The organism is Aeromicrobium sp. (assembly GCF_037719875.1).
Lineage (GTDB): Bacteria > Actinomycetota > Actinomycetes > Propionibacteriales > Nocardioidaceae > Aeromicrobium.
The window spans coordinates 93,489-115,205 of record NZ_JBBJMJ010000005.1 but is presented as its reverse complement, the minus strand read 5'-3'; the positions used below and the strand labels follow the sequence as shown (position 1 = coordinate 115,205).

Genomic DNA, 21,717 nt, shown 5'->3' with positions numbered 1-21,717 from the left:
ACGGGGGCTGAATGAGGGAGCACATGACCACCGAGAGCTTCGACTACATCGTCATCGGATCTGGAAGCGCAGGCGGTGTCGTCGCCGCGCGCCTCAGCGAGGATCCCGGCACCAGCGTCCTGCTCCTCGAAGCGGGACCCGAGGACGACGACGAGATGATCCAGATGCCGCTCGGATTCTCGACGCTCTTCAAGACCAAGTGGGACTGGAACTACGAGACGACCCCGCAGAAGCACCTCGGTGGACGGCGCGCCTACTGGCCGCGCATGAAGGCGCTGGGCGGTTGCTCCTCGATGAACGCGATGATCTACATCCGGGGCAATCGCGCCGACTACGACGAGTGGCGCGACGGCTTCGGCGCCGATGGGTGGGGCTATGACGACGTCCTGCCCTACTTCAAGAAGGCCGAGGGCAACACCCGGCTGGGCGATCCGTTCCACGGGACCGACGGGCCGCTGCACGTCGAGGATCGTCGCTACACCCACGAGCTGACCCACGCGTTCGTCGAGTCCGCGGTGTCCGGTGGCCTCAAGCGCAGTGATGACTTCAACGGCGCCGAGCAGGAGGGCGCCGGCCTCTATCAGCTGACGTGCAAGAAGGGTCGCCGCTGGTCGGTAGCCGACGCCTACATCCGGCCCGCGATGGGCCGCCCCAACCTGACGGTGCGGACCAATGCGTTCGTGACCAGGATCGACCTCGACGGCAGCCGCGCGACCGGCGTGACCTACCGCGCAGGTGGCAACACGCACACGGTGCGCGCCGACGCCGAGATCATCTTGTCCGGTGGGGCGATCAACAGCCCACAGACGCTGATGCTGTCGGGCATCGGGCCCGGTGCCCACCTGCGCGAGCACGGCATCGACGTACGTGTCGAGTCGCCCGGTGTCGGACAGAATCTGCAGGACCACCCCGTCTCGGACATCCTCACCTACACCAAGGACACCAGCGACATGGCCGAGATGCTCGGCATGGGCAACCTGATCAAGTGGAAGGCGACCGGCAAGGGTCCGCTGAGCTCCAACATCGCCGAGTCGGGGGCATTCTTCCCGTCGCGTGACGGTCTGCCGGCACCCGACATCCAGCTGCACGTCGCGCCGACCGGGTTCTACGACAACGGCATGCACGAGCCCGTACGCCGGGCACTCACGACTGCAGTGACGCTGGTCAACGTCCAGAGCAAGGGCCACGTGCGACTACGGTCCGCCGACCCGACGTGGCATCCCGAGATCGAGCCCGGCTACTTCGACGACCGGGCCGACCTCGACGCGATGATCGCGGGCTTCCGTCGTGCGTTGGAGATCCAGGGTCAGGGCGCGATCGCCAAGTTCATCGACGAGCCGTGGATCCCGGGCTCGGCCAATCCCTCGGACGACGACCTCATCGAGGCGATCGGCCAGCTGGGTCAGACGCTCTACCACCCCGTGGGCACCTGCTCGATGGGCTCGGTCGAAGGCAGCGTTGTCGACGCCGAGCTCAGGGTCAACGGCGTCGATGGCCTTCGCGTCGCGGATGCCTCCGTCATGCCTCGCGTCCCCCGAGGCAACACCAACGCCCCCACCATCATGATCGGCGAGAAGTGCGCCGACCTCATCAAGGAGTCACGATGACAGCAACCCTGGAGCCGACGGTCGAGAGCGGCACCGCGGCGACCTTCGAGTCGCTCAACCCCTCCAACGGCGACCTCGTCGGGGTCCACCCGATCGCCGACAAGGTGCAGGTCGATGCGGCCGTGGCCCGCGCTCGCGAAGCCGCCGGTTGGTGGGGCGCCCTGAGCTTCGACGACCGGGCGGAATATCTACTGACCTGGCGAAGCGTCATCACCCGCCGCATCGCGCAGCTCGCGGAGATCTCGCACCGCGAGACCGGCAAGCCGCACGGCGATGCGCAGCTCGAGATCGTGATGGCGATCGACCACATCACCTGGGCCGCCAAGAACGCCAAGAAGGTCCTCGGCAGCCACAAGGTCCCGTCGGGCCTGCTCATGGCCAATCAGGCCTCGACGGTCGAATACAAGCCGCTCGGCGTCGTCGGGGTGATCGGCCCGTGGAACTACCCGGTCTTCACCCCCATGGGCTCGATCGCATACGCCCTCGCGGCCGGCAACACCGTGGTCTTCAAGCCCAGCGAATACACCCCAGGAGTCGGTCAATGGTTGGCTGACACGCTGACCGAGGTCCTGCACGGCTACCCCGTCCTGCAGGTCGTGACGGGACTCGGCAAGACCGGCAACGCGCTGTGCGTCGCCGATGTCGACAAGCTGGCATTCACCGGTTCCGGGGCCACCGGCAAGAAGGTCATGGCCGCCTGTGCGAAGAACCTCACGCCGGTCATCATCGAGGCTGGAGGCAAGGACTCGTTGATCGTCGACGAGGACGCGGACCTCGCCAAGGCGGCGGAGGCCGCCCTTTGGGGCGGGATGTCGAACGCCGGGCAGACCTGCATCGGCACCGAGCGCGTCTACGTCCACGAAAAGGTCTTCGACGCGTTCATGTCCGAGATCACCGAGCAGGCCAAGGGCCTGCGCGCCGGGTCCGACAGCGAGGCCAAGATCGGCCCGATCACGATGCCGTCGCAGCTCAAGATCATCAAGAGTCACATCGACGATGCGATCGCACGGGGTGCCAAGGTCGTCATCGGCGGATCCGATGCGGTCGGCGAGCGGTTCGTTCAGCCCACGATCCTCACGCACGTGCCCGAGGACTCCACCGAGATCACGGAGGAGACCTTCGGGCCGACTCTTGCGATCAACCCGGTCAGGAGCATGGATGAGGCGGTCGAGCTCACGAATGCGACCAGGTACGGCCTCGCCGGCGCGGTGTTCTCCAAGAAGAACGGCATGGACATCGCCCGGCGCATCCGGTCCGGCATGACCTCGATCAACTCGGTCGTGGCCTTCGCCGCGGTGCCTGCCCTTCCGTTCGGTGGCGTCGGGGAGTCCGGGTTCGGCCGGATCCACGGCCCGGACGGGCTCAAGGAGTTCACCTACGCCAAGGCGATCACGCGGCAGAAGTTCAAGCCATTGATGATGCTGACGTCATTCGCGCGCGATGCCAAGACCGACGGCAACGCACTGCAGATGATCACGATGATGCACGGCGGGAAGAAGACGCTGAAGTAGGGGGACGGGGTCGCGGCGTACGCCTGTGGGCCCGGCTCGTCGCGAGGTCGTCACGTGGTGCGACGTAGGAGTCACGCCCGGCTTCGGCGGACGTGTCGTTGGGCTCGGGCATCTTGGATCAACGGCCCACCGCCCGCCCCCCCACGCCGCCGATCTTGGGACGCGTCCGCGAGCGGGCGCTGCTGCGCGAGCTGGCCGGCGTGACTGATCCGGGCGCGCGGGACGTCGTGCTCGTGGGCGGCGACGCAGGCATCGGCAAGACCCGCCTGCTGCGGGAGCTGGGTGCTCGTGCACGCGAGGCCGGCCACCGGGTGCTCGCCGGCCACTGTCTGGACCTCGGCGACAGCGCACCGCCCTATCAACCATTCTCCGAAGCGCTCGCCTCGATCGGCGATGAGGAGCGCGATGGGCTCGCAGCCCGTTTCCCGGCCCTCGGCCCCCTGCTCCCGTGGCCCTCGTCGGCCCCCGGCGACGGGGTCGAGCGTGCCGAGCTGTTCGCCTCGGTCGTTGCCGGACTCGACGCGCTGGCCGAGGACCAACCGCTGCTGCTGGTGATCGAGGACGCCCATTGGGCTGATGCGTCGACCAGGCACCTGATCCGCTACGTCCTGGCCCAGGGGTTCCACGGTCCCGTCCACATCGTCGTGAGCTACCGAGCCGACGACCTGCACCGCCGACATCCCCTCCGGCAGGCGCTGGCCGAGTGGGTCCGGCTTCCGGGCGTGCGACGCATCGAGCTCGACCCGCTCGGCGATGCCGATGTGGTCGACCTGATCCGCGCACATGGCGCAGATGCCCTCGACGGTGACAGCATGCTCGCCGTCGTACGCCGTGCGGCCGGCAACGCGTTCTTTGCCGAGGAGCTCCTCGACGCGGGCCTGGCCGACGTCGACGGCGCGCTTCCCGAGACCCTCGCCGACCTTCTGCTGATGCGCCTGGAGCGGCTCGACGACAACGCCCGCAGGCTCGTGCGGGCCGCGGCCTGCTCCGACGCCCGCCACGACTACAACGTGCTGTCACGGGTCGTCGGCCTGCCGGAGGAGCAGCTCGACGACGCGCTCCGCTCCGCGATCGACCACAAGGTCCTCGCCCGAGTCGGCGAGGACTCCTACTGGTTTCGTCACGCGCTGCTCGCCGAGGCCATCCGCGATGACCTCCTGCCGGGTGAGCGTCGCCGCATACACGCGGCCTATCTCGAGGCCCTGACGTCCGGAGCGCGCCGCGGTCCCGCAGCCGAGATCGCCCTGCACGCCCTCGGGGCCGGCGAGCGTGAGACGGCGTTCGTCTCGAACATCGAGGCTGCCGAGGAGGCGCAGCGCCTGTCCGGCTACGACGAGGCGGCCCAGCACTACGAGCAGGCGCTGACCCTCGCCGACGAGGCGCCGGCCGACCTCGACCTGGTCCGTCTCGTGATCGACGCGGCCACTGCCCTGGTCACCTCGGGCCGGCTGCTCAGGGCTATCGAGTTGCTCCGGGACCATCTCGAACAGCTGCCGGCCGCCGCACCCCCAGAGGATCGTGGCCGACTCCTGGTGGCGATCGGCAACACGGCCTACTACGCGAGCCTCGACATCGAGGCCGAGGAGGCCAGCCTCGAGGCCGCGCGGGTCGTGCCCGACGTGCCGACCGTGCTGCGGGCTGAGGTGTCCGCACTGCTCGCCCGAACTGCCTCAAACCGGCGGCGGCATGCCGAGGCGATCGAGTGGGGGGAGCGGGCGCTGGCGATCGCCGAGCAGATCGGGGCTCCCGACGTCGTGGCCGATGCCAAGGCAACGCTCACCAGGGTCATGGTGCGCACCGGCGATGATCCCGAGAAGGCCAAGCTGGAATTCCTCGACCTGGTGGAGGTCTCGCGCGCCGACGGTCACATCCTCGGCGAGCTTCGCGGGTTGCACCAGCTGGCCTTCCTGCAATACAACGAGGGCGCTCTCGATGCTGCCGAACAGTCCTTCAGGCAGGGGATGACCAGGGCAGCCAAGACCGGGTGGGCCTGGGGGCCCTACGGGTTCGACGGCCGGTTCTTCTCGGCCCTGATCTGCTACATGCGCGGGCGGTGGGATGAGGTTCTGGCACTCCGCGATGTGGGCCCGGACGCTCCGGCCATACCCGATGCGTCGCTTGCGGCGATAGCGCTGATGGTTGCTGCCGGCCGCGGCGAGGTGGACCAGATCGAGCGCACTCTCCCGATGCGATCGTTGTGGCGGCACGAGGTCGCTGCCTCGGTCCACAGCACGTCGGCCCTGATCGACCTGCACGCAAGCGCGGGTGACCTGGCGGCCGCCCGTCGTGCCTTCGACGATCTGCTCGACCTGCAGGTGCGGGCTTGGGACGAGCCGCTCTTTCCCGGAGGCATCCGCCTCGGGGCCCTGTTGATCGGCCAGTACGCCTCGGCGGCGCCATCCCTCGGCCGGGAGGAGCAGGCGCCGCTGCTCGAGCACGCCGCCGAGCTCGTCGACTTCGTCGACCAGGTGACCGGCGCCATCGTCCCGCTGGGTCCGGAGGGCCGGGCTTGGCAGGCGCGGGCGCATGCCGAGCTCTCCCGGCTTCGGTGGTTGTGCGGCGTCGATGCGCCGTCGTACGACGACATGACCGATCTGTGGCGGCGCGCCCATCACGGGTTCGCGGGCATGGACGACCCCTATGAAACGGCGCGTTCAGCGGCGCGCCTCGCGGCCGTGCTGCTGACCGGTGGCGGAGTGGTCGAGGGCAAACAGCTCCTGGCCGCTGCGCGCGCCACGGCTGAGTCCCTCGGAGCTCGTCCACTCCTCCTCGAGCTCGACGGCCTCACCCGTCGACCGGCCCGCTCGGAGGTCGAGCTGACGCCCCGCGAGCGCGAGGTCCTCGAGCAGGTCAGCCTGGGTCGCAGCAACGGCGAGATCGGGACCAGGCTCTTCATCAGCACCAAGACCGTGTCGGTCCACGTCTCCAACATCCTCGCCAAGCTGGGCGCCTCGGGCCGCACGGAGGCCGCCGCGATCGCCCGTCGCCGGGGCCTCCTCGACGCGTGACGCGGCATCACTCGATAGCCTGACGCCGTGCCATTCCATCGCTATGTCGCACTCGGCGACTCGTTCACCGAAGGCGTCGGCGACCCCGACCCTTCCCTCCCCAACGGCGTGCGCGGCTGGGCCGATCGCGTCGCCGCGGTGCTAGCCAACGACGACTTCACGTATGCCAACCTGGCGATCCGCGGTCGCCAGCTGCTCCCCATCCTCACGACGCAGGTCGAGCCCGCACTCGAGATGAAGCCCGACCTGGTGAGCATCTATGCCGGGGCCAACGACGTCCTGCGGCCACGGATCGACATCGACCGACTCGTCTCGGCATATGACGTGGCATTGGGCCGCCTCGCCGATGCCGGGGCCCACCTCCTGGTCTTCACGGCATACGACCCGGGTGGCTCGCCGGTGTTCGGCGCACTGCGGGGACGGTTCGCGATCTACAACGAGCTCGTCCGACAGGTGGCCGAGAGGCACGGTGCGACACTGGTCGACTTCTGGCGACTGCACGACTATCGCGATGATCGCCTGTGGGATGTCGATCGCATGCACATGTCCAGCGCGGGACACCAGCGGATGGCCATCGCGGTCCTCGATGCTCTGGGCGTCTCCCATGACCTGGCGCTCTCCGAGCTGGAGGACCGACCGGTCCTCAACGCCAAGGAGCGCCGCGCCGCCCACGTCGACTGGGCCAGGGCGCACGCGGCGCCGTGGGTCAAGCGCCGTCTGACCGGGGTCTCCTCCGGCGACGACCTCAGCCCGCGCTGGCCCACCCTGACCCCGGTCGAGTGGTGACCTCGATCAGACGCGTCGCAGCGCTGTGATCTGAAGGGCCGCGAACGTCGCCACGACCAACGCCTGCACGATCGTCCAGGCCTGACCCGTGGCGGTGAGGTCGAACCAGCCGAGGGCGACAGCGGCAACCGAGCCGATCGTCCAGGCGATGTTGACCTCGGCGGCGAACGCCGTCCACCCGCGACTGATCGGCCGCCGCGTGGCGATCGCCACCAGCACGGCTGAGCACGCCACAAGAATGGCGCCGATGACCAGCAGGTGGGTGGAGGACGGACCGAGCAGCGAGTCGAGGACCGCGGCACCGGCGAGATAGGCCAAACCGTTGGCGCCGGTCACGGCGGCATCGAGGAGGAGCACGGTCCTGAGGGTGACCGTACCCGTGGTGGCAGTGGTGTTGTCAGCAGTTGTCGTGTTCATGCCACCGAGTCTCTGGCGCCCGGGTAGTCGTTGCAATTACCTCTGAGGTCATGGTCCTGCGACGCCGGATCGGCCAGAGTGATCCCATGGATGCTGCAGTCTCTCCCGTCGGTCCCCTGCTCCGCGACTGGCGACGTCGACGTCACTTCAGTCAGCTCGACCTGTCGATCGAGGCGGGAGTCTCCTCGCGGCATCTCAGCTTCGTGGAGACGGGACGGTCCAGGCCCAGCCGCGCGATGGTCCTGCAGCTCGCCGCGACACTCGACGTGCCCAAGCGGGAGCAGAACCAGCTGCTCGTCGCTGCGGGATTCGCACCGGCGTTCGCCGAACGCCCCCTCGATGATCCTGACCTCGCCGCGTTCCGTATGGGCCTGGACCGGCTGCTCGCTGCATATGAGCCGTTCCCGTGCTTGGTCGTCGACCGCGGCTGGAATTTGGTCATGAGCAATGCCGGCCTTGCTCCCCTGCTGGAGGGTGTGGCGCCACACCTGCTCGAGGCGCCGAACGCCCTGCGCGTCAGCCTGCATCCCGACGGTCTGGCGCCCCGGATCCGCAACCTGCCGCAGTGGCGTTTCCACGTGCTCGGACGCCTCGCGCGCGGGGCGGCGACGAGCGGTTCGGAGGCGCTGCGCGCGCTCCATGAGGAGCTCGTGAGCTATCCGGGCGGTCTTGAGGCGGGCGACGATGCCGGTGGCGTCGCGGTGACGATGACTCTCGACTCGCAGGACGGCGCCATGTCGTTCCTCAGCACCGTCACGACATTCGGCACCGCCCTTGACCTCACCGCAGCCGAGCTCAGCATCGAGGCGTTCCTGCCGGCCGACGAGCACACCGCCCGGGCGATGCGGGCCAGTGCAGGTAAGGGGGGCAGCTAGTGGGGGGTCAGAGCGTCGCGGACCGGTATGAGCTTGGCGTTCGACTCGGCGAGCTCGTCGGCCGGAACCGAGTCGGCGACGATGCCGCACCCGGCGAACAGGCGCACGATCGACCCGTCGCCCTCGACCTGGGCGGCGCGCAACCCGATGCCCCACTCGCCGTCACCCGAGGCGCCGATCCAGCCGACGGGTCCGGCGTAGCGTCCGCGATCGAGCAGCTCGAGCTCGGCGATCAGCCCGACGGCCTCGATCGTCGGGGTGCCTCCCACGGCAGCCGAGGGGTGCAGCGACGCGGCCAGGCTGAGGGCACTGGCGTCGTCCCGGATGACACCGGTGACATCGCTCGCGAGGTGCATGACGTTGGGCAGATGCAGGACGAATGGCGTCTCCGGGACGTTCATGCTGGTGCAGTGGGGCGCGAGAGCGTCGGCCACCGATCGCACGGCGTACTCATGCTCCTCGAGGTCCTTGCTCGAGCGCGCCAGCGAGCCGGCGAGCGCAAGGTCGTGTGTGTCGTCGCCGGTGCGGCGGATCGTGCCGGCGAGCACGCGGGAGGTCACCAGACCCCGCTCGAGCCTGACGAGCATCTCGGGTGTCGACCCGAAGAATCCGTCGACGTGGAACGTCCAGCAGCTCGGATAGTCGGCCGCGAGCCGGGTCAGGGGAGCTCGTACGTCGAGTGGCTCGTCGAGGCTGGCGACCAGATCGCGGGCCAGCACGACCTTGTCGAGCCCCCCGGACTCGATGCGGCGTACGGCCTCGGCGACCAGACCCTGCCACGTGACACTGTCGACCGGGCCGTCGGCGAAGGTCGTGCCGACCGGGTCAGTGGGGGTGCTCGCGGTGAGATCGGGGGCCGAGCTGATGCCGTGCCCGATGACCGTGACCCACACGACGCCGTCCCTGCGGCCGATGACGACCTCGGGGACGACCAAGGTGCTGCCGGGTGCATCGTCGGTGAACGTGAAGGTGCCGAAGGCCAGGAGTCCCGACCCCGGCACATCGACATCGTCGCGGACGACGGCGTGGAAGCACAGCTCCCGCCACCAGGCGGAGGCCTCTTCGAAACGCTGCGGTCCGGCGGTCGTGAGCTCGGCGGCGCGGCCCCATCCGACCAGCCCGTCGGTTCCGTGGACCCACGCGAGAGCGTCGGAGGGGGGCAGGAGTGCGAGCAACGGCCCGGGGTCGTCGATCAGCGACGAGCGTGCCAAAAGCGGGCTGATCGCGGGGGCGACAGCAGGGTTGCTCACACCTACGAGCCTACTCGTGACAAGGTGGGAAGGTGAGCCGAGCCGGTCTGGACAAGCAACCCCGCGACGTCGCGAAGATGTTCGACGGAGTCGCCGAGAAGTACGACCTGACGAATGACGTGCTGTCCCTCGGGCAGGACCGGCGCTGGCGCAGGCGGGTCGTCGACCTGGTCGATCCCCTCCCGGGCGAGATGATCCTGGACCTCGCGGCCGGCACCGGAACCTCGAGCGAACCGTTCGCTGAGGCCGGCGCAACCGTCGTCCCCTGCGACTTCTCGATCGGCATGCTCGAGGTCGGCAAGCGGGCACGGCCGGTGCTGCCCTTCACCGCAGGCGACGGCACCCTGTTGCCGTTCGCAGACGCGACCTTCGACGCGGTCACGATCTCGTTCGGACTGCGCAACATCGTGGACCCGATCCTCGGGCTGAAGGAGATGTTGCGGGTCACCCGGCCCGGTGGGCGCATCGTGGTGTGCGAGTTCAGCACCCCGACGTGGGGCCCGTTCGATGCGATGTACACCAACTACCTCATGCGGGCGCTGCCGCCGATCGCCCGCAAGGTCTCCTCCAACCCCGAGTCGTACGTCTATCTGGCCGAGTCCATCCGCGAGTGGCCCGATCAGAAGGGGCTCGCGCTGCGCATGGTTGAGGCCGGTTGGGGCAAGGTCGACTGGCACAACCTCTCCGGCGGTGTCGTGGCACTGCACCACTCGTTCCGCCCGGCGCCGGTCTAGGACGCGAGTCGGGTCGGGGCCTTGAAGGCCTTGATCGTGCCTGCCACGACGCGGCCCTCGGCAGCGTTCCAGAACCTGTCGGCCCGCACCCAGATGATGCGGCTGAGGGGGGCGAGCCGGCCGGTGTGGGGCGAGTGCGGGTGCGGCCTGGTCGGGCCACAGGCCTCGGACACGATGAGCCTGCCCGAGAGCTGCATGCTGGCTTGTCGTCCGATGACCTCGGCGAGATCCGTGACGATGGCCTGCTCGAGGATCAGGAGCTGTGCAAACTCGCGGCCGAGACCCGACCAGACCTGCGACCAGGGCAGGTGGGCCATGTGGGACTCGCCATACAGGCGATGCTTGGTCTGGGCGACCGAGTGCTCGAGGCGCCGAACCTGCCGGACATACTCCCGAACTCGCCGCTCGCCGTCCGGCAACATCTTGCGGGCGGCGGGCAGGATCACATCGCACACGGCGTAGGCGTGGCGACATGCATGGATCAAGAAGGCGTCGGTCTTCTGCACGACCGCCTGGGAAGTGGCGTGATCATGCACGGCTTCGGCGGCCTCGTCGATCTGGTCTGACAGCTCGCGATGAGACTCATCGATGGTCGTGCGCAGGGGATCGTGCATGACGGACACCTCGTTTGTGAGCGTGTGAATCCTTGGTGTTGATTCGGTACGAAGCGGTGCAGGGATTGGCAAGGCACCAGGAGTTTGCCGAGTGGGGTGGCTTCGAAGTAAGTGTGACCTCAGTTACAGAGTCCGGGGGGCGGGCGTATCGTGAGACCGTGATCACGTTGTGAAGCAATTCACAAGCGCACGAACACACCGTCCTTGACTAGTTCGGAAGTTGCCTGGGAGGCGCCGTGACGGCTTACACGCCGATCCTCGTGCTGGGAGCGATCGCGGCCGCGTTCGCCATTGGCAGCGTCGCCATCGCCCCGCTCACCGGTCCCAAGCGCTACAACCGCGCCAAGCTCGACCGCTACGAGTCGGGCATCGAGCCGAGCCCGTTGCCCGAGGGTGGCGGCAAGGTCTCGATCCGCTACTTCATCATCGCGATGCTGTTCATCGTGTTCGACATCGAGATCATTTTTCTCTACCCGTTCGCCGTGGCGTTCGACGCGCTTGGCTGGTTCGGATTGATCGAGATGTTCTTGTTCATGGCGACGGTGTTCGTCGCCTATGCGTACGTCTGGCGCCGTGGAGGCCTCGAATGGGACTGAGCAGAGCGAAGGACCGACGTGGGAATTGAAGAGAAGCTGCCGAGCGGAGTGCTCCTGTCCACCGTGGAGGGGCTCGCCGGATACATGCGCAAGGCGTCGTTCTGGCCCGCGACCTTCGGGCTCGCGTGTTGCGCGATCGAGATGATGACGTTCGGCGCTCCGCGCTTCGACTCGGCTCGCTTCGGCATGGAGGTCTTCCGACCCTCGCCGCGACAGGCCGACCTGATGATCGTGGCCGGTCGGGTCAGCAACAAGATGGCCCCGGTCCTGCGCCAGATCTACGACCAGATGGCCGGACCCAAGTACGTCCTCGCGATGGGTGTCTGCGCCAGCTCGGGCGGCATGTTCAACAACTACGCGATCGTGCAAGGCGTCGATCACGTCGTGCCGGTCGACATGTATCTCCCGGGCTGCCCGCCTCGCCCCGAGATGCTGATCGACGCGATCCTCAAGCTGCACGACCAGATCCAGCACCAGAAGCTCGGCGCCAACCGGCTCAGCGAGATCAAGCAGGACGAGAAGGTCGCCCTCCTGGCGACGCCGACCTCGGCGATGAAGGGACTCATACGTTGAGCACCACCTCGTCGGGTTCCATCCGCACGGTCGCGCTGCGGGGACGGATCGAGTCAGCCACCACCCGGATGCCGAAGGACGCGCGATGACCGACGCCAAGGGCAACAAGGACGAGCGGGACGCCGGCACCAGGACGCAGGACGGGTCGCACGAGACACGGTCCGAGCTCGTCAAGAGCGATGCCGTCGAGCTGGAGATCGTCGAGGTCAGGGAAGGCGCGTTCGGTGCCCACGGCACGGGGGACACCAGCGGATTCGGCGGTCTGACCCGCCCGGTATTGATGCCCGGAGCGAGCCAGCGCCCATACGGCGGCTGGTACGACGAGGTCGCCGATCAGCTCGCTTCGCTGAGCACGACGGAAGGCTCTGAGCCGGGTGACGCGATCGAGAAGGTCGTCGTCGACCGCGGCGAGATCACGTTCTACATCCGCCGTCAGCGGCTCCTCGAGACCGTCACCCACCTGCGCAACGACCCGGTCCTGCGGTTCGAGTTCTGCTCCAGCGTGAGCGGCGTCCATTTCCCCCACGAGGAGGGAAGAGAGCTGCACGTCGCCTACCACCTGCTCTCGATGACCCACAACCGCCGGATCCGTCTCGAGGTCACCGCGCCCGACGCCGATCCGCACATCCCCAGCGTCGTCAGCATCTATCCGACCGCCGACTGGCAGGAGCGGGAGACCTGGGACTTCTTCGGGATCATCTTCGACGGGCACCCCGGCCTGACTCGCATCCTGATGCCGGACGACTGGCCCGGTCACCCGCAGCGCAAGGATTATCCGTTGGGTGGCATACCCGTCGAGTACAAGGGCGGAACGATTGCCCCTCCGGATCAGAGAAGGAGCTACTCGTGACCAGTGCTGGCACCGGAACGGGCATCAACGATCCCTACGCGGGGACGACCGACTCCAGCGAGGGCCCGGTCTTCACCGTGACGGGCCAGGACTGGGACACCATCGACACCTCTGCGGTCGAGGGTGACCACCTGGTCATCAACATGGGCCCCCAGCACCCGTCGACGCACGGCGTGCTGCGGCTCGTGCTCGAGATCGACGGCGAGACCGTGCGCGATGCCAGGGCCGGCATCGGCTACCTGCACACCGGCATCGAGAAGAACATGGAGTACCGCACCTGGACGCAGGGCGTGACGTTCTGCACCCGCATGGACTACGTGGCGCCGTTCTCCAACGAAGCGGCCTACGTCATGGCGGTCGAGAGGCTTCTCGACATCGAGGTGCCCGACAAGGCGCAGGTCATGCGCATCCTCCTGCTGGAGCTCAACCGCATCTCCTCGCACCTCGTCTGCCTGGCCACAGGCGGCATGGAGATCGGCGCGCTGACGGTCATGACCTGCGGTTTCCGGGACCGTGAGCTGATCCTCGACCTGTTCGAGATGATCACCGGGCTGCGGATGAACCACGCGTTCTTCCGACCTGGCGGCGTCGCGCAGGACCTCCCGAACGGCGCGATCGAAAAGCTTCGCTCGACGGTCAGCCTGCTCAAGAAGCGGCTGCCCGAGTATGCCGCGCTGTGCAACGCCAACCCGATCTTCAAGGGTCGCCTCAAGGGTGTCGGTCACCTCGACCTCGCCGGCTGCCTGGCCCTCGGGCTGACCGGACCGGTCCTGCGCGCCACCGGCTACGACTGGGATCTGCGCAAGAAGCAGCCCTACTGGGGTTACGACACGTACGACTTCGACGTCGTGACACGTGACGAGCCTGATGCCTATGGGCGATTCCGGGTGAGGCTCGATGAGATGTGGGAGTCGATCAAGATCGTCGAGCAGGCCATCGAGCGTCTTGCCGGCATGGGTGGTCAGCCGGTCATGGTCGCCGACAAGAAGATCGCGTGGCCCTCGCAGCTCAGCGTCGGCGCCGACGGCCAGGGCAACTCCGCCGAGCACATCAAGCACATCATGGGCGAGTCGATGGAAGCGCTGATCCACCACTTCAAGATCGTGACGGAGGGCTTCCGCGTACCGACCGGCCAGGCCTACGCCAGCATCGAGGCGCCGCGAGGCGAGATCGGCTGCCATGTCGTGTCGGACGGCGGCACTCGGCCCTACCGTGCGCACTTCCGTGATCCGTCGTTCGTCAACCTGCAGGCCACCTCGGTGATGAGTGAGGGTGGCATGCTGTCGGACGTCATCGTCGCGATCGCCAGCATCGACCCCGTCATGGGTGGGGTGGATCGCTAGTGAGTACGCAGTCGCGAGATCCAAGACCGACCGGGCGAGTGATGGGCCTATGACACTTTCCGATGTGACCGTGAGTGAGTTGCGTGAGCTGGCTGGTCGGTATCCGCAGGCGCGTTCGGGCCTGTTGCCGATGCTTCACCTGATCCAGTCGACCGAGGGTCACGTCACGAACGAGGGCGTGGAGGTCTGCGCCGAGATCCTCGGCATCAGCGCCGCCGAGGTCTCGGGCGTCGCGACGTTTTACACGATGTACAAGCGCCGGCCGATGGGCGAGCACCACGTCGGCGTCTGCACCAACACGCTGTGCGCCGTGATGGGCGGAGACCTGATCTTCGAGCGGCTCAAGGGTCATCTGGACGTCGGCAACGACGAGACGACCGAGGACGGGACGGTGACCCTGGAGCACATCGAGTGCAACGCGGCCTGCGACTTCGCGCCGGTCATGATGGTCAACTGGGAGTTCTTCGACAACCAGACTCCTGAGTCCGCAGTCGAGGTCGTCGACAAGTTGCGGGCTGGCGAGCCGGTCGCGTCCACACGAGGGGCGACCATCACCTCGTGGCGGGGCGCCGAGCGGGTGCTTGCCGGCTTCGAGGACGGGCTGGTCGACGAGGGGCCCGCCGCTGCGGGGCCATCGCTCGTGGGCCTCCAGATCGCCGCCGAGCAGGGTTGGTCCGCGCCGACGCCGGGGCAGGCCAAGAAGTCATCGACGGGCTCGAGCGATGAAGTCGCCGACACCAAGGCCGGCGCGGCCGCGCAGGCCGACACGTCCCGCGCGGAGTCCGAGACCGCGCTGGAGCAGTCGCCCGCACGAACGTCCGAGGAGGGCGACGATGACTGACACCCTCACCCCGGTGCTGAGCGCCGACTGGGGCACGGAGCGCGCCTGGACGCTCGAGGCGTACAAGGACGCAGGCGGCTACTCTGCCCTCGAGACCGCACTCAAGATGGCGCCCGATGACCTCATCGAGCTGGTCAAGGACTCGGGACTTCGCGGCCGCGGCGGGGCTGGATTCCCCACGGGCATGAAGTGGAGCTTCATCCCGCAGGACGTCACGACGCCGGCGGGCGCCAAGCCCAAGTACCTGGTGGTCAACGCCGACGAGTCCGAGCCGGGCACGTGCAAGGACATCCCGCTCATGATGGCGACTCCACACACCTTGATCGAGGGCGTCATCATCGCGGCCCACGCGATCCGGGCCAGGACCGCCTTCATCTACGTACGCGGCGAGGTGCTCCATGTGGTGCGCCGCCTGCGCGCGGCAGCCCGAGAGGCAGCCGAGGCCGGCTACCTCGGCACCGACATCCTGGGCTCGGGCATCGACGTCGAGCTGATCATCCACGCCGGTGCCGGGGCCTACATCTGTGGCGAGGAGACTGCGCTCCTGGACTCGCTGGAGGGTCGCCGGGGACAACCTCGTCTGCGCCCGCCGTTCCCCGCCGTCGAGGGCCTCTACGCCTCGCCGACCGTCGTCAACAACGTCGAGTCGATCGCCTCGGTCCCCTCGATCGTCAAGAACGGTATCGAGTGGTTCGGCTCGATGGGCACCGAGAAGTCCAAGGGCTACACGCTCTACTCCCTGTCGGGGCATGTGCGGCGCCCCGGACAGTACGAAGCCCCGCTCGGCATCACTTTGCGAGAGCTGATCGATCTCGGCGGCGGCCTCCGCGAGGGCAGCGAGCTGAAGTTCTGGACCCCGGGGGGCTCCTCGACCCCGATCCTGACGGCCGAGCACCTTGACGTCCCGCTCGACTACGAGGCCGTCAGCGCGGCCGGCTCGATGCTGGGCACCAAGGCGCTGCAGGTCTTCGACCAGACGACCTCGGTCGTACGCTGCGTGCTCCGCTGGACCGAGTTCTACAAGCACGAGTCGTGCGGCAAGTGCACGCCGTGCCGCGAAGGCACCTACTGGCTGGTCCAGGTGCTCGACCGTCTCGACCAGGGACTCGGACGCGAGGGGGACATCGAGCTGTTGCTCGACCTGTGCGAGAACATCCTCGGCCGTTCGTTCTGCGCCCTCGGCGACGGTGCGACAAGCCCCATCACCTCGGCGATCCAGTACTTCCGCGACGAGTTCGAGTCCGGCATGCACACCCCGTCCAGCGAGCTCTTCCCGCCGGCGGCATCCACGCTCTTCGAGAGCTCGTTGAGCCTGTCGGAAGGATCCTCATGACCGTCGACGAGGTCTCGACAGGCTCGGCCGGCGCAGCACCGGTCGAGCTGATCACGATGACGATCGACGACGTCGAGGTCAGCGTGCCCAAGGGCACTCTCGTGATCCGCGCCGCCGAGCTGATCGGCACCGAGATCCCGCGATTCTGCGACCACCCGCTGCTCGAGCCGGTCGGCGCGTGCCGTCAGTGCCTCGTCGAGATCACCGACGCCGGCAACGGCCGCGGATTCCCCAAGCCGCAGGCGTCCTGCACGATCGAGGTCGCGGCCGGCATGGTCGTCAGGACCCAGGTCGCCTCGCCGATCGCCGAGAAGGCGCAGCGCGGCAACATGGAGTTCCTGCTGATCAACCACCCCCTCGACTGCCCTGTGTGCGACAAGGGTGGCGAGTGCCCACTGCAGAACCAGGCCATGACACACGGCCAGGGTGAGACCCGGTTCGCCGAGACCAAGCGCACCTTCCCCAAGCCGATCAAGGTCTCCGAGCAGGTGCTCCTCGACCGCGAGCGCTGCGTGCTCTGCGCGAGGTGCACGCGTTTCTCCGAGCAGATTGCCGGCGACCCCTTCATCGCGTTGATCGAGCGCGGCTCGCAGCAACAGGTGGGCATCTACGAGGAGGAGCCGTTCAGCTCCTACTTCTCCGGCAACACGATCCAGATCTGCCCCGTCGGTGCACTGACGAGTGCGGACTACCGTTTCCGCTCGCGGCCCTTCGATCTGGTGTCCACCCCGTCGGTCGCCGAGCACGACTCGAGCGGCTCCGCGATCCGCGTCGACCATCGTCGGGGCAAGGTCATGCGCCGACTCGCCGGTGACGATCCCGAGGTCAACGAGGAGTGGATCACCGACAAGGACCGATTCGCGTTCACGTACGCCACAGTGGGCGACCGGATCGGCACTCCACTCGTACGCAACGCCGAGACTCACGAGCTCGAGCCCGTCTCATGGCCCGCCGCCATGGCCGCGGCCGCTGCGGGACTGGCCAGGGCCGAGGGCAAGGTCGGGGTGCTGCCCGGCGGCCGGCTGACTGCCGAGGATGCCTTCGCCTACAGCAAGTTCGCCCGCACCGTCCTGCGTACGAACGACATCGACTTCCGTGCGCGGGCCCACTCCCGGGAGGAGGCGCAGTTCCTCGCCTCGCGGGTCGTGACAACCTCGTTGGACGTCACATTTGCCGACCTGGAGCACGCGTCGACCGTCGTCCTGGTGGGCTTCGAACCAGAGGACGAGGCCGGCAGCGTCTTCCTGCGGCTTCGCAAGGCCTCGCGTCATGGGCTCAAGGTCGTCGCGATCGCGAGCCACGCGACTCGAGGACTCGTCAAGATGTCGGGCGAGCTCGTGCAGACCGTGCCCGGCAACGAGCCGGTCGCCCTGGCCGGCCTCGAGGTCGACGACCGTGCGATCTTCCTGGTGGGGGAGAGACTCGCCTCGGTGCCCGGCGGATTCACCGCCGTCACGGCGGCGGCGCGGCGCACCGGCGCACGCATCGCCTGGATACCACGCCGTGCCGGCGAACGCGGCGCGATCGAGGCCGGCTGCCTGCCGGACCTGCTGCCCGGCGGCCGCCCGCTCGACGACGTCGAGGCCCGCACCGATCTCGCGGCTGCCTGGGGCATCCGCACGATCCCGGCCAGGCGGGGACGCGACACCACAGCGATCTTCGAGGACGCCCGGCTGGGCACCGTCAAGGCGCTCCTCATCGGAGGCGTCGAGATCGACGACCTGCCTGACCCCGCCGCGGCCCGCAGGGCTCTGGCCAAGGTCGACTTCGTGGTCAGCCTCGAGGTCCGCGAGAGCGACGTGACGGCCGTTGCCGACGTCGTCCTGCCGATCGCCCCGGTGGTGGAGAAGCCCGGAACCTTCGTCAACTGGGAGGGTCGCGTCCGTACGTTCGACACCGTCCTCCGCGAGCCCAACTCCCTGACCGACATCCGCGTCCTCGCCGGCATTGCGGAGGAGATGGGCACGCCGCTCGGCTTCCGCACGGTCGGCCAGGCACGTGCCGCCATGACCGAGCTGGGACCGTGGGACGGTCAACGAGCCACGGACCCGGCCGTCGAGCCGGACGAGACCCCCGCTGCGCGACGGACCGTCGCGCTCGACACCTGGCGTCTGATGATCGATGACGGGCGCAGTCAGGACGGTCAGCCGGAGTTCAAGGCGACCGCCCGGCCGGCAGTGCTGCGCGCCAGCGCGGCGACACTCAAGGCGTTCGACGTCGATCCCGGCGGCATCGCGAGCCTGTCGACCGACGCCGGCACCGCAGCGTTCCCGACCGAGGTCGCCGACCTGCCCGACGGCGTCGTGTGGGCCCCGGCCAACTCCGGTGTCAGCCTGCGGGCCGCCCTGGGTGCAGGGTTCGCGGACCGCGTGACGTTGAGTGGCGGGAGCTCATCAGCTCACGTCGCCTCGCCTCGCTTCTCCTCGCTTCGGCCGCAGGCGGCCTCCGTGGCGAACGAGGTGCCCGCGGGCCCACGGTCGGCCTCCCCGGCGAACGACAAGGAGGCAAGCCATGAGTGAGCTGTTCGGCAATGAGCCGCTGTGGGTGGTGGTGCTCAAGGCGGTCCTGATCTTCGTCGTGCTCGTGGTCTACACGCTGTTCAACATCTGGTTCGAGCGCCGCGTCGTCGCCAAGATGCAGCACCGCATCGGTCCCAACGTCAATGGCCCGTTCGGTCTCCTGCAGAGCCTCGCCGACGGCGTCAAGCTCGCGCTCAAGGAAGACATCGTCGTCAAGTCGGCCGACCGAGTGGTCTATGTCCTGGCGCCGATCCTCGCAACCGTTCCTGCGTTCCTCGCCTGGGCCGTCATCCCGTTCGGTCCCGAGGTCAAGATCCCGTTCACCGACACGATCACGCCGCTGCAGCTGACCGACCTGCCGGTGGCGGTCCTCTACATCCTTGCGGTGACCTCGATCGGGGTCTATGGGATCGTCCTGGCCGGCTGGTCCTCGGGCTCGATCTACGCGCTGCTCGGCGGGGTGCGCTCCAGCGCGCAGATGATCTCCTACGAGGTCGCGATGGGCCTGTCGTTCGTGTCGGTGTTCATGTATGCCGGCACGATGTCGACCTCGGAGATCGTCGCCGCCCAGAGCGACATGTGGTTCTTCCTGCCGCTGTTCCCGTCGTTCATCATCTATTGCATCGCGATGGTCGGCGAGACCAACCGTGCGCCGTTCGACCTCCCCGAGGCCGAGGGCGAGCTGGTCGGCGGCTTCCACACCGAGTACTCCTCGCTCAAGTTCGCCCTGTTCTTCCTCGCGGAGTACGTCAACATGGTCACCGTCTCGGCCTTGGCGACCACGCTGTTCCTCGGTGGCTGGCGTGCACCGTTCGGCATCGCCCAGTTCTGGGAAGGTGCCAATGAGGGCTACTGGCCGCTGCTGTGGTTCTTCGGCAAGACCTTGTTCTTCATCTTCATCTTCGTCTGGCTGCGCGGCACCCTTCCGCGCATGCGCTATGACCAGTTCATGACCTTCGGCTGGAAGATCCTGATCCCGGTCTCGCTGGCCTGGATCGTGGCTGTGGCCTTCATCCGCAAGCTCAAGAGCGAGGACATGCTGGGCGGTCAGACCCTCCTCTGGATCGCGGTCGTCACGGGCGTGCTGATCGTGGCCTCGTTCTTCATCCCGGAGGACAAGGATGACGCCGATGACGACGCCGGGTCCGTCCCAGGGTCCGACGACGAGTTCGACGCCTTCGCCGGTGGCTATCCCGTTCCGCCCATGCCCACCAAGGAGTCGACATGAGCAACCCTGTGCGCGAGATGCTCTGGGACCCGATCGCCGGCTTCGGCGTGACGTTCCGGACGATGTTCCGCAAGACCGTCACCGAGCAGTATCCGTTCGAGAAGGTTCCGACGGCACCCCGGTTCCACGGTCGGCACCAGCTCAACCGCTGGCCGGACGGTCTCGAGAAGTGCATCGGCTGCGAGCTGTGTGCGTGGGCCTGTCCCGCCGATGCGATCTATGTGGAGGGCGCCTCCAATGTCGAGGGCGACCGCCACAGCCCCGGCGAGCGCTATGGCCGCGTCTACCAGATCAACTACCTGCGTTGCATCCTGTGCGGGCTCTGCATCGAGGCGTGCCCGACGCGTGCGTTGACGATGACCAACGAGTACGAGCTGGCCGACAACAACCGAGCCGACCTGATCTATGAGAAGAATGACCTGCTCGCCCCGCTGCTGCCCGGCATGGTCGAGCCGCCGCACGAGATGCTGATCAGCGACGATCAGAAGGACTACTACCGCGGCAAGTCCCTGCCGCTCGTGGCGATCGACTCCGCCGCGACCACCGATGCCCATCCGGCCGACGCGCCGGGGGACGACCAGTGACGGCATTTTGGGTCCTCGCCCCGATCATGGTGATCGCCGCGCTGGGACTCGTGTTCGCCCGCAAGGCCGTCCACGCAGCCCTGTGCCTGGCCGTCGTGATGATCAGTCTCGCGGTGCTCTATGCCGCGCAAGGCGCACCGTTCCTCTTCGCGGTGCAGATCATCGTCTACACCGGCGCGATCATGATGCTGTTCCTGTTCGTCCTGATGCTGGTCGGTGTTGAGTCCTCGGAGTCCGTCAAGGAGACCATCGCCGGACAGCGGGTCGCTGCTGCCGCGATCGGGCTGATCTTCGGCATCACGCTGGTCCTGGCGGTCGGCCAGACCGTCTCGGGCGCGGTCACCGGGCTCAAGGCCGCCAACGGTAACGGCAATGTCTACGGCCTCAGCGATCTGCTGTTCGGCAAGTACGTCCTGGCGTTCGAGTTCACGAGTGCCCTGCTGATCACCGCCGCGCTCGGCGCGATGGTGCTGGCCCACAAGGAACGCCTGACGCCACGGCACTCGCAGGCCGACATCGCCGCGCGACGCATGCAGGAGTATGCCGAGTCCGGTCGTCACCCGGGCCCGCTGCCGACACCGGGCGTCTTCGCCCGCCACAACGCGGTCGACACCCCGGCCCTGCTGCCCGACGGCTCCCCGCTCGACAGCTCGATCTCAGCCAGCCTCGTGGCGCGCGGACAGGTCCGCGACGGTTTCGACGACGACATCCACGAGATCGTCGAGCAGCTCGAGGGCGAGGGTGATGACAAGTGAACGAATACATCACCTTGTCGCTGATCCTGTTCACGATCGGCTCGGTGGGCGTCCTGGTCCGCCGCAACGCCATCGTGGTCTTCATGTGCATCGAGCTGATGCTCAACGCCACCAATCTCGCGTTCGTCAGCTTTTCCCGGCAGCACGGCAACCTCGACGGGCAGGTGGCGGCCTTCTTCGTGATGGTCGTCGCGGCCGCAGAGGTCGTCGTCGGACTGTCGATCATCGTGTCCATCTATCGCACGCGTCGTTCGGCCTCGGTCGACGAGGCGAGCCTGCTGAAGTCGTAGGGG

The 21,717-nt window shown here is 67.8% G+C and carries 20 protein-coding genes; 17 read left to right on the top strand and 3 right to left on the bottom strand.

Annotation, left to right across the window (positions count from 1 at the left end; all coding sequences use genetic code 11):
• Positions 1–23: 23 nt before the first annotated feature.
• The 4 genes from WKF39_RS07255 (at position 24) to WKF39_RS07240 (ending at position 6,912) form a co-directional block, all read left to right on the top strand.
• Positions 24–1,607, top strand: coding sequence for a GMC family oxidoreductase N-terminal domain-containing protein (locus WKF39_RS07255; protein WP_340386849.1), 1,584 nt, complete (start codon positions 24–26; stop codon positions 1,605–1,607).
• Positions 1,604–3,118, top strand: coding sequence for an aldehyde dehydrogenase family protein (locus WKF39_RS07250; RefSeq protein WP_340386847.1), 1,515 nt, complete (start codon positions 1,604–1,606; stop codon positions 3,116–3,118). Before WKF39_RS07255 ends, WKF39_RS07250 begins: the two co-directional genes overlap by 4 nt.
• Positions 3,119–3,273: 155 nt before the next feature.
• The gene (locus WKF39_RS07245) at positions 3,274–6,126 is read left to right on the top strand and encodes an AAA family ATPase (RefSeq protein WP_340386845.1); all 2,853 of its coding nucleotides are present in this window, start codon (positions 3,274–3,276) and stop codon (positions 6,124–6,126) included.
• A gap of 27 nt (positions 6,127–6,153) precedes the next feature.
• Positions 6,154–6,912: an SGNH/GDSL hydrolase family protein gene (locus tag WKF39_RS07240; RefSeq protein WP_340386843.1), complete on the top strand. Its 759-nt coding sequence runs from the start codon at positions 6,154–6,156 to the stop codon at positions 6,910–6,912.
• Between the two features lie 6 nt (positions 6,913–6,918).
• Here WKF39_RS07240 and WKF39_RS07235 read toward each other — a convergent pair whose 3' ends face one another.
• Positions 6,919–7,329 carry a hypothetical protein gene (locus WKF39_RS07235; RefSeq protein WP_340386841.1) on the bottom strand — a complete coding sequence of 137 codons (411 nt, stop codon included), beginning with the start codon at positions 7,327–7,329 and terminating at the stop codon, positions 6,919–6,921.
• An 86-nt stretch (positions 7,330–7,415) separates the two neighbouring features.
• Between WKF39_RS07235 and WKF39_RS07230 the strand changes: the two genes are divergently transcribed.
• Entirely contained in the window at positions 7,416–8,204 is a 789-nt protein-coding gene (locus WKF39_RS07230) for a helix-turn-helix transcriptional regulator (protein ID WP_340386839.1), read from the top strand.
• Here the strand turns inward: WKF39_RS07230 and WKF39_RS07225 are convergent.
• Complete coding sequence (locus WKF39_RS07225) at positions 8,201–9,454, bottom strand: isochorismate synthase (RefSeq protein ID WP_340386837.1); 1,254 nt, start codon at positions 9,452–9,454, stop codon at positions 8,201–8,203. The two genes, WKF39_RS07230 and WKF39_RS07225, sit on opposite strands and share 4 nt — an antisense overlap.
• 32 nt (positions 9,455–9,486) lie before the next feature.
• Here WKF39_RS07225 and WKF39_RS07220 point away from each other — a divergent pair, with 32 nt between their 5' ends.
• A complete protein-coding gene (locus tag WKF39_RS07220; RefSeq protein ID WP_340386835.1) occupies positions 9,487–10,188 on the top strand; it encodes a demethylmenaquinone methyltransferase in 702 nt (233 codons plus the stop codon).
• On the opposite strand, the gene WKF39_RS07215 is transcribed toward WKF39_RS07220, so the two are convergent.
• Complete coding sequence (locus WKF39_RS07215; protein ID WP_340386834.1) at positions 10,185–10,802, bottom strand: hypothetical protein; 618 nt, start codon at positions 10,800–10,802, stop codon at positions 10,185–10,187. The two genes, WKF39_RS07220 and WKF39_RS07215, sit on opposite strands and share 4 nt — an antisense overlap.
• Before the next feature lie 236 nt (positions 10,803–11,038).
• On the opposite strand from WKF39_RS07215, the gene WKF39_RS07210 reads away from it, so the two are divergent.
• The 11 genes from WKF39_RS07210 to nuoK all read left to right on the top strand — a co-directional run bounded on the left by WKF39_RS07210 (position 11,039) and on the right by nuoK (position 21,714).
• A complete protein-coding gene (locus tag WKF39_RS07210) occupies positions 11,039–11,398 on the top strand; it encodes an NADH-quinone oxidoreductase subunit A (RefSeq protein WP_340386832.1) in 360 nt (119 codons plus the stop codon).
• A gap of 18 nt (positions 11,399–11,416) precedes the next feature.
• Positions 11,417–11,971, top strand: a complete 555-nt coding sequence (locus WKF39_RS07205; protein WP_340386830.1) for an NADH-quinone oxidoreductase subunit B family protein — start codon at positions 11,417–11,419, stop codon at positions 11,969–11,971.
• Positions 11,972–12,056: 85 nt separating this feature from the next.
• Complete coding sequence (locus WKF39_RS07200; protein ID WP_340386829.1) at positions 12,057–12,821, top strand: NADH-quinone oxidoreductase subunit C; 765 nt, start codon at positions 12,057–12,059, stop codon at positions 12,819–12,821.
• Entirely contained in the window at positions 12,818–14,164 is a 1,347-nt protein-coding gene (locus WKF39_RS07195) for an NADH-quinone oxidoreductase subunit D (RefSeq protein WP_340386827.1), read from the top strand. Before WKF39_RS07200 ends, WKF39_RS07195 begins: the two co-directional genes overlap by 4 nt.
• 49 nt (positions 14,165–14,213) lie before the next feature.
• On the top strand, positions 14,214–15,005 hold the full coding sequence (nuoE, locus tag WKF39_RS07190) for an NADH-quinone oxidoreductase subunit NuoE (protein WP_340386825.1): 792 nt from the start codon (positions 14,214–14,216) through the stop codon (positions 15,003–15,005).
• Positions 14,998–16,338 (top strand): NADH-quinone oxidoreductase subunit NuoF, encoded by a 1,341-nt coding sequence (nuoF, locus tag WKF39_RS07185; protein ID WP_340386823.1) that lies wholly within the window; start codon positions 14,998–15,000, stop codon positions 16,336–16,338. Before nuoE ends, nuoF begins: the two co-directional genes overlap by 8 nt.
• Positions 16,335–18,857 (top strand): NADH-quinone oxidoreductase subunit G, encoded by a 2,523-nt coding sequence (locus tag WKF39_RS07180; protein WP_340386821.1) that lies wholly within the window; start codon positions 16,335–16,337, stop codon positions 18,855–18,857. The genes nuoF and WKF39_RS07180 overlap by 4 nt, the downstream gene beginning before the upstream one ends.
• The gene (gene nuoH, locus WKF39_RS07175) at positions 18,850–20,085 is read left to right on the top strand and encodes an NADH-quinone oxidoreductase subunit NuoH (RefSeq protein ID WP_340386819.1); all 1,236 of its coding nucleotides are present in this window, start codon (positions 18,850–18,852) and stop codon (positions 20,083–20,085) included. The genes WKF39_RS07180 and nuoH overlap by 8 nt, the downstream gene beginning before the upstream one ends.
• Positions 20,082–20,669 carry an NADH-quinone oxidoreductase subunit NuoI gene (gene nuoI, locus WKF39_RS07170; protein ID WP_340386817.1) on the top strand — a complete coding sequence of 196 codons (588 nt, stop codon included), beginning with the start codon at positions 20,082–20,084 and terminating at the stop codon, positions 20,667–20,669. Before nuoH ends, nuoI begins: the two co-directional genes overlap by 4 nt.
• Complete coding sequence (locus WKF39_RS07165) at positions 20,666–21,424, top strand: NADH-quinone oxidoreductase subunit J (RefSeq protein ID WP_340386815.1); 759 nt, start codon at positions 20,666–20,668, stop codon at positions 21,422–21,424. The genes nuoI and WKF39_RS07165 overlap by 4 nt, the downstream gene beginning before the upstream one ends.
• On the top strand, positions 21,421–21,714 hold the full coding sequence (gene nuoK / locus WKF39_RS07160) for an NADH-quinone oxidoreductase subunit NuoK (RefSeq protein WP_332661829.1): 294 nt from the start codon (positions 21,421–21,423) through the stop codon (positions 21,712–21,714). The genes WKF39_RS07165 and nuoK overlap by 4 nt, the downstream gene beginning before the upstream one ends.
• Positions 21,715–21,717: the final 3 nt, after the last annotated feature.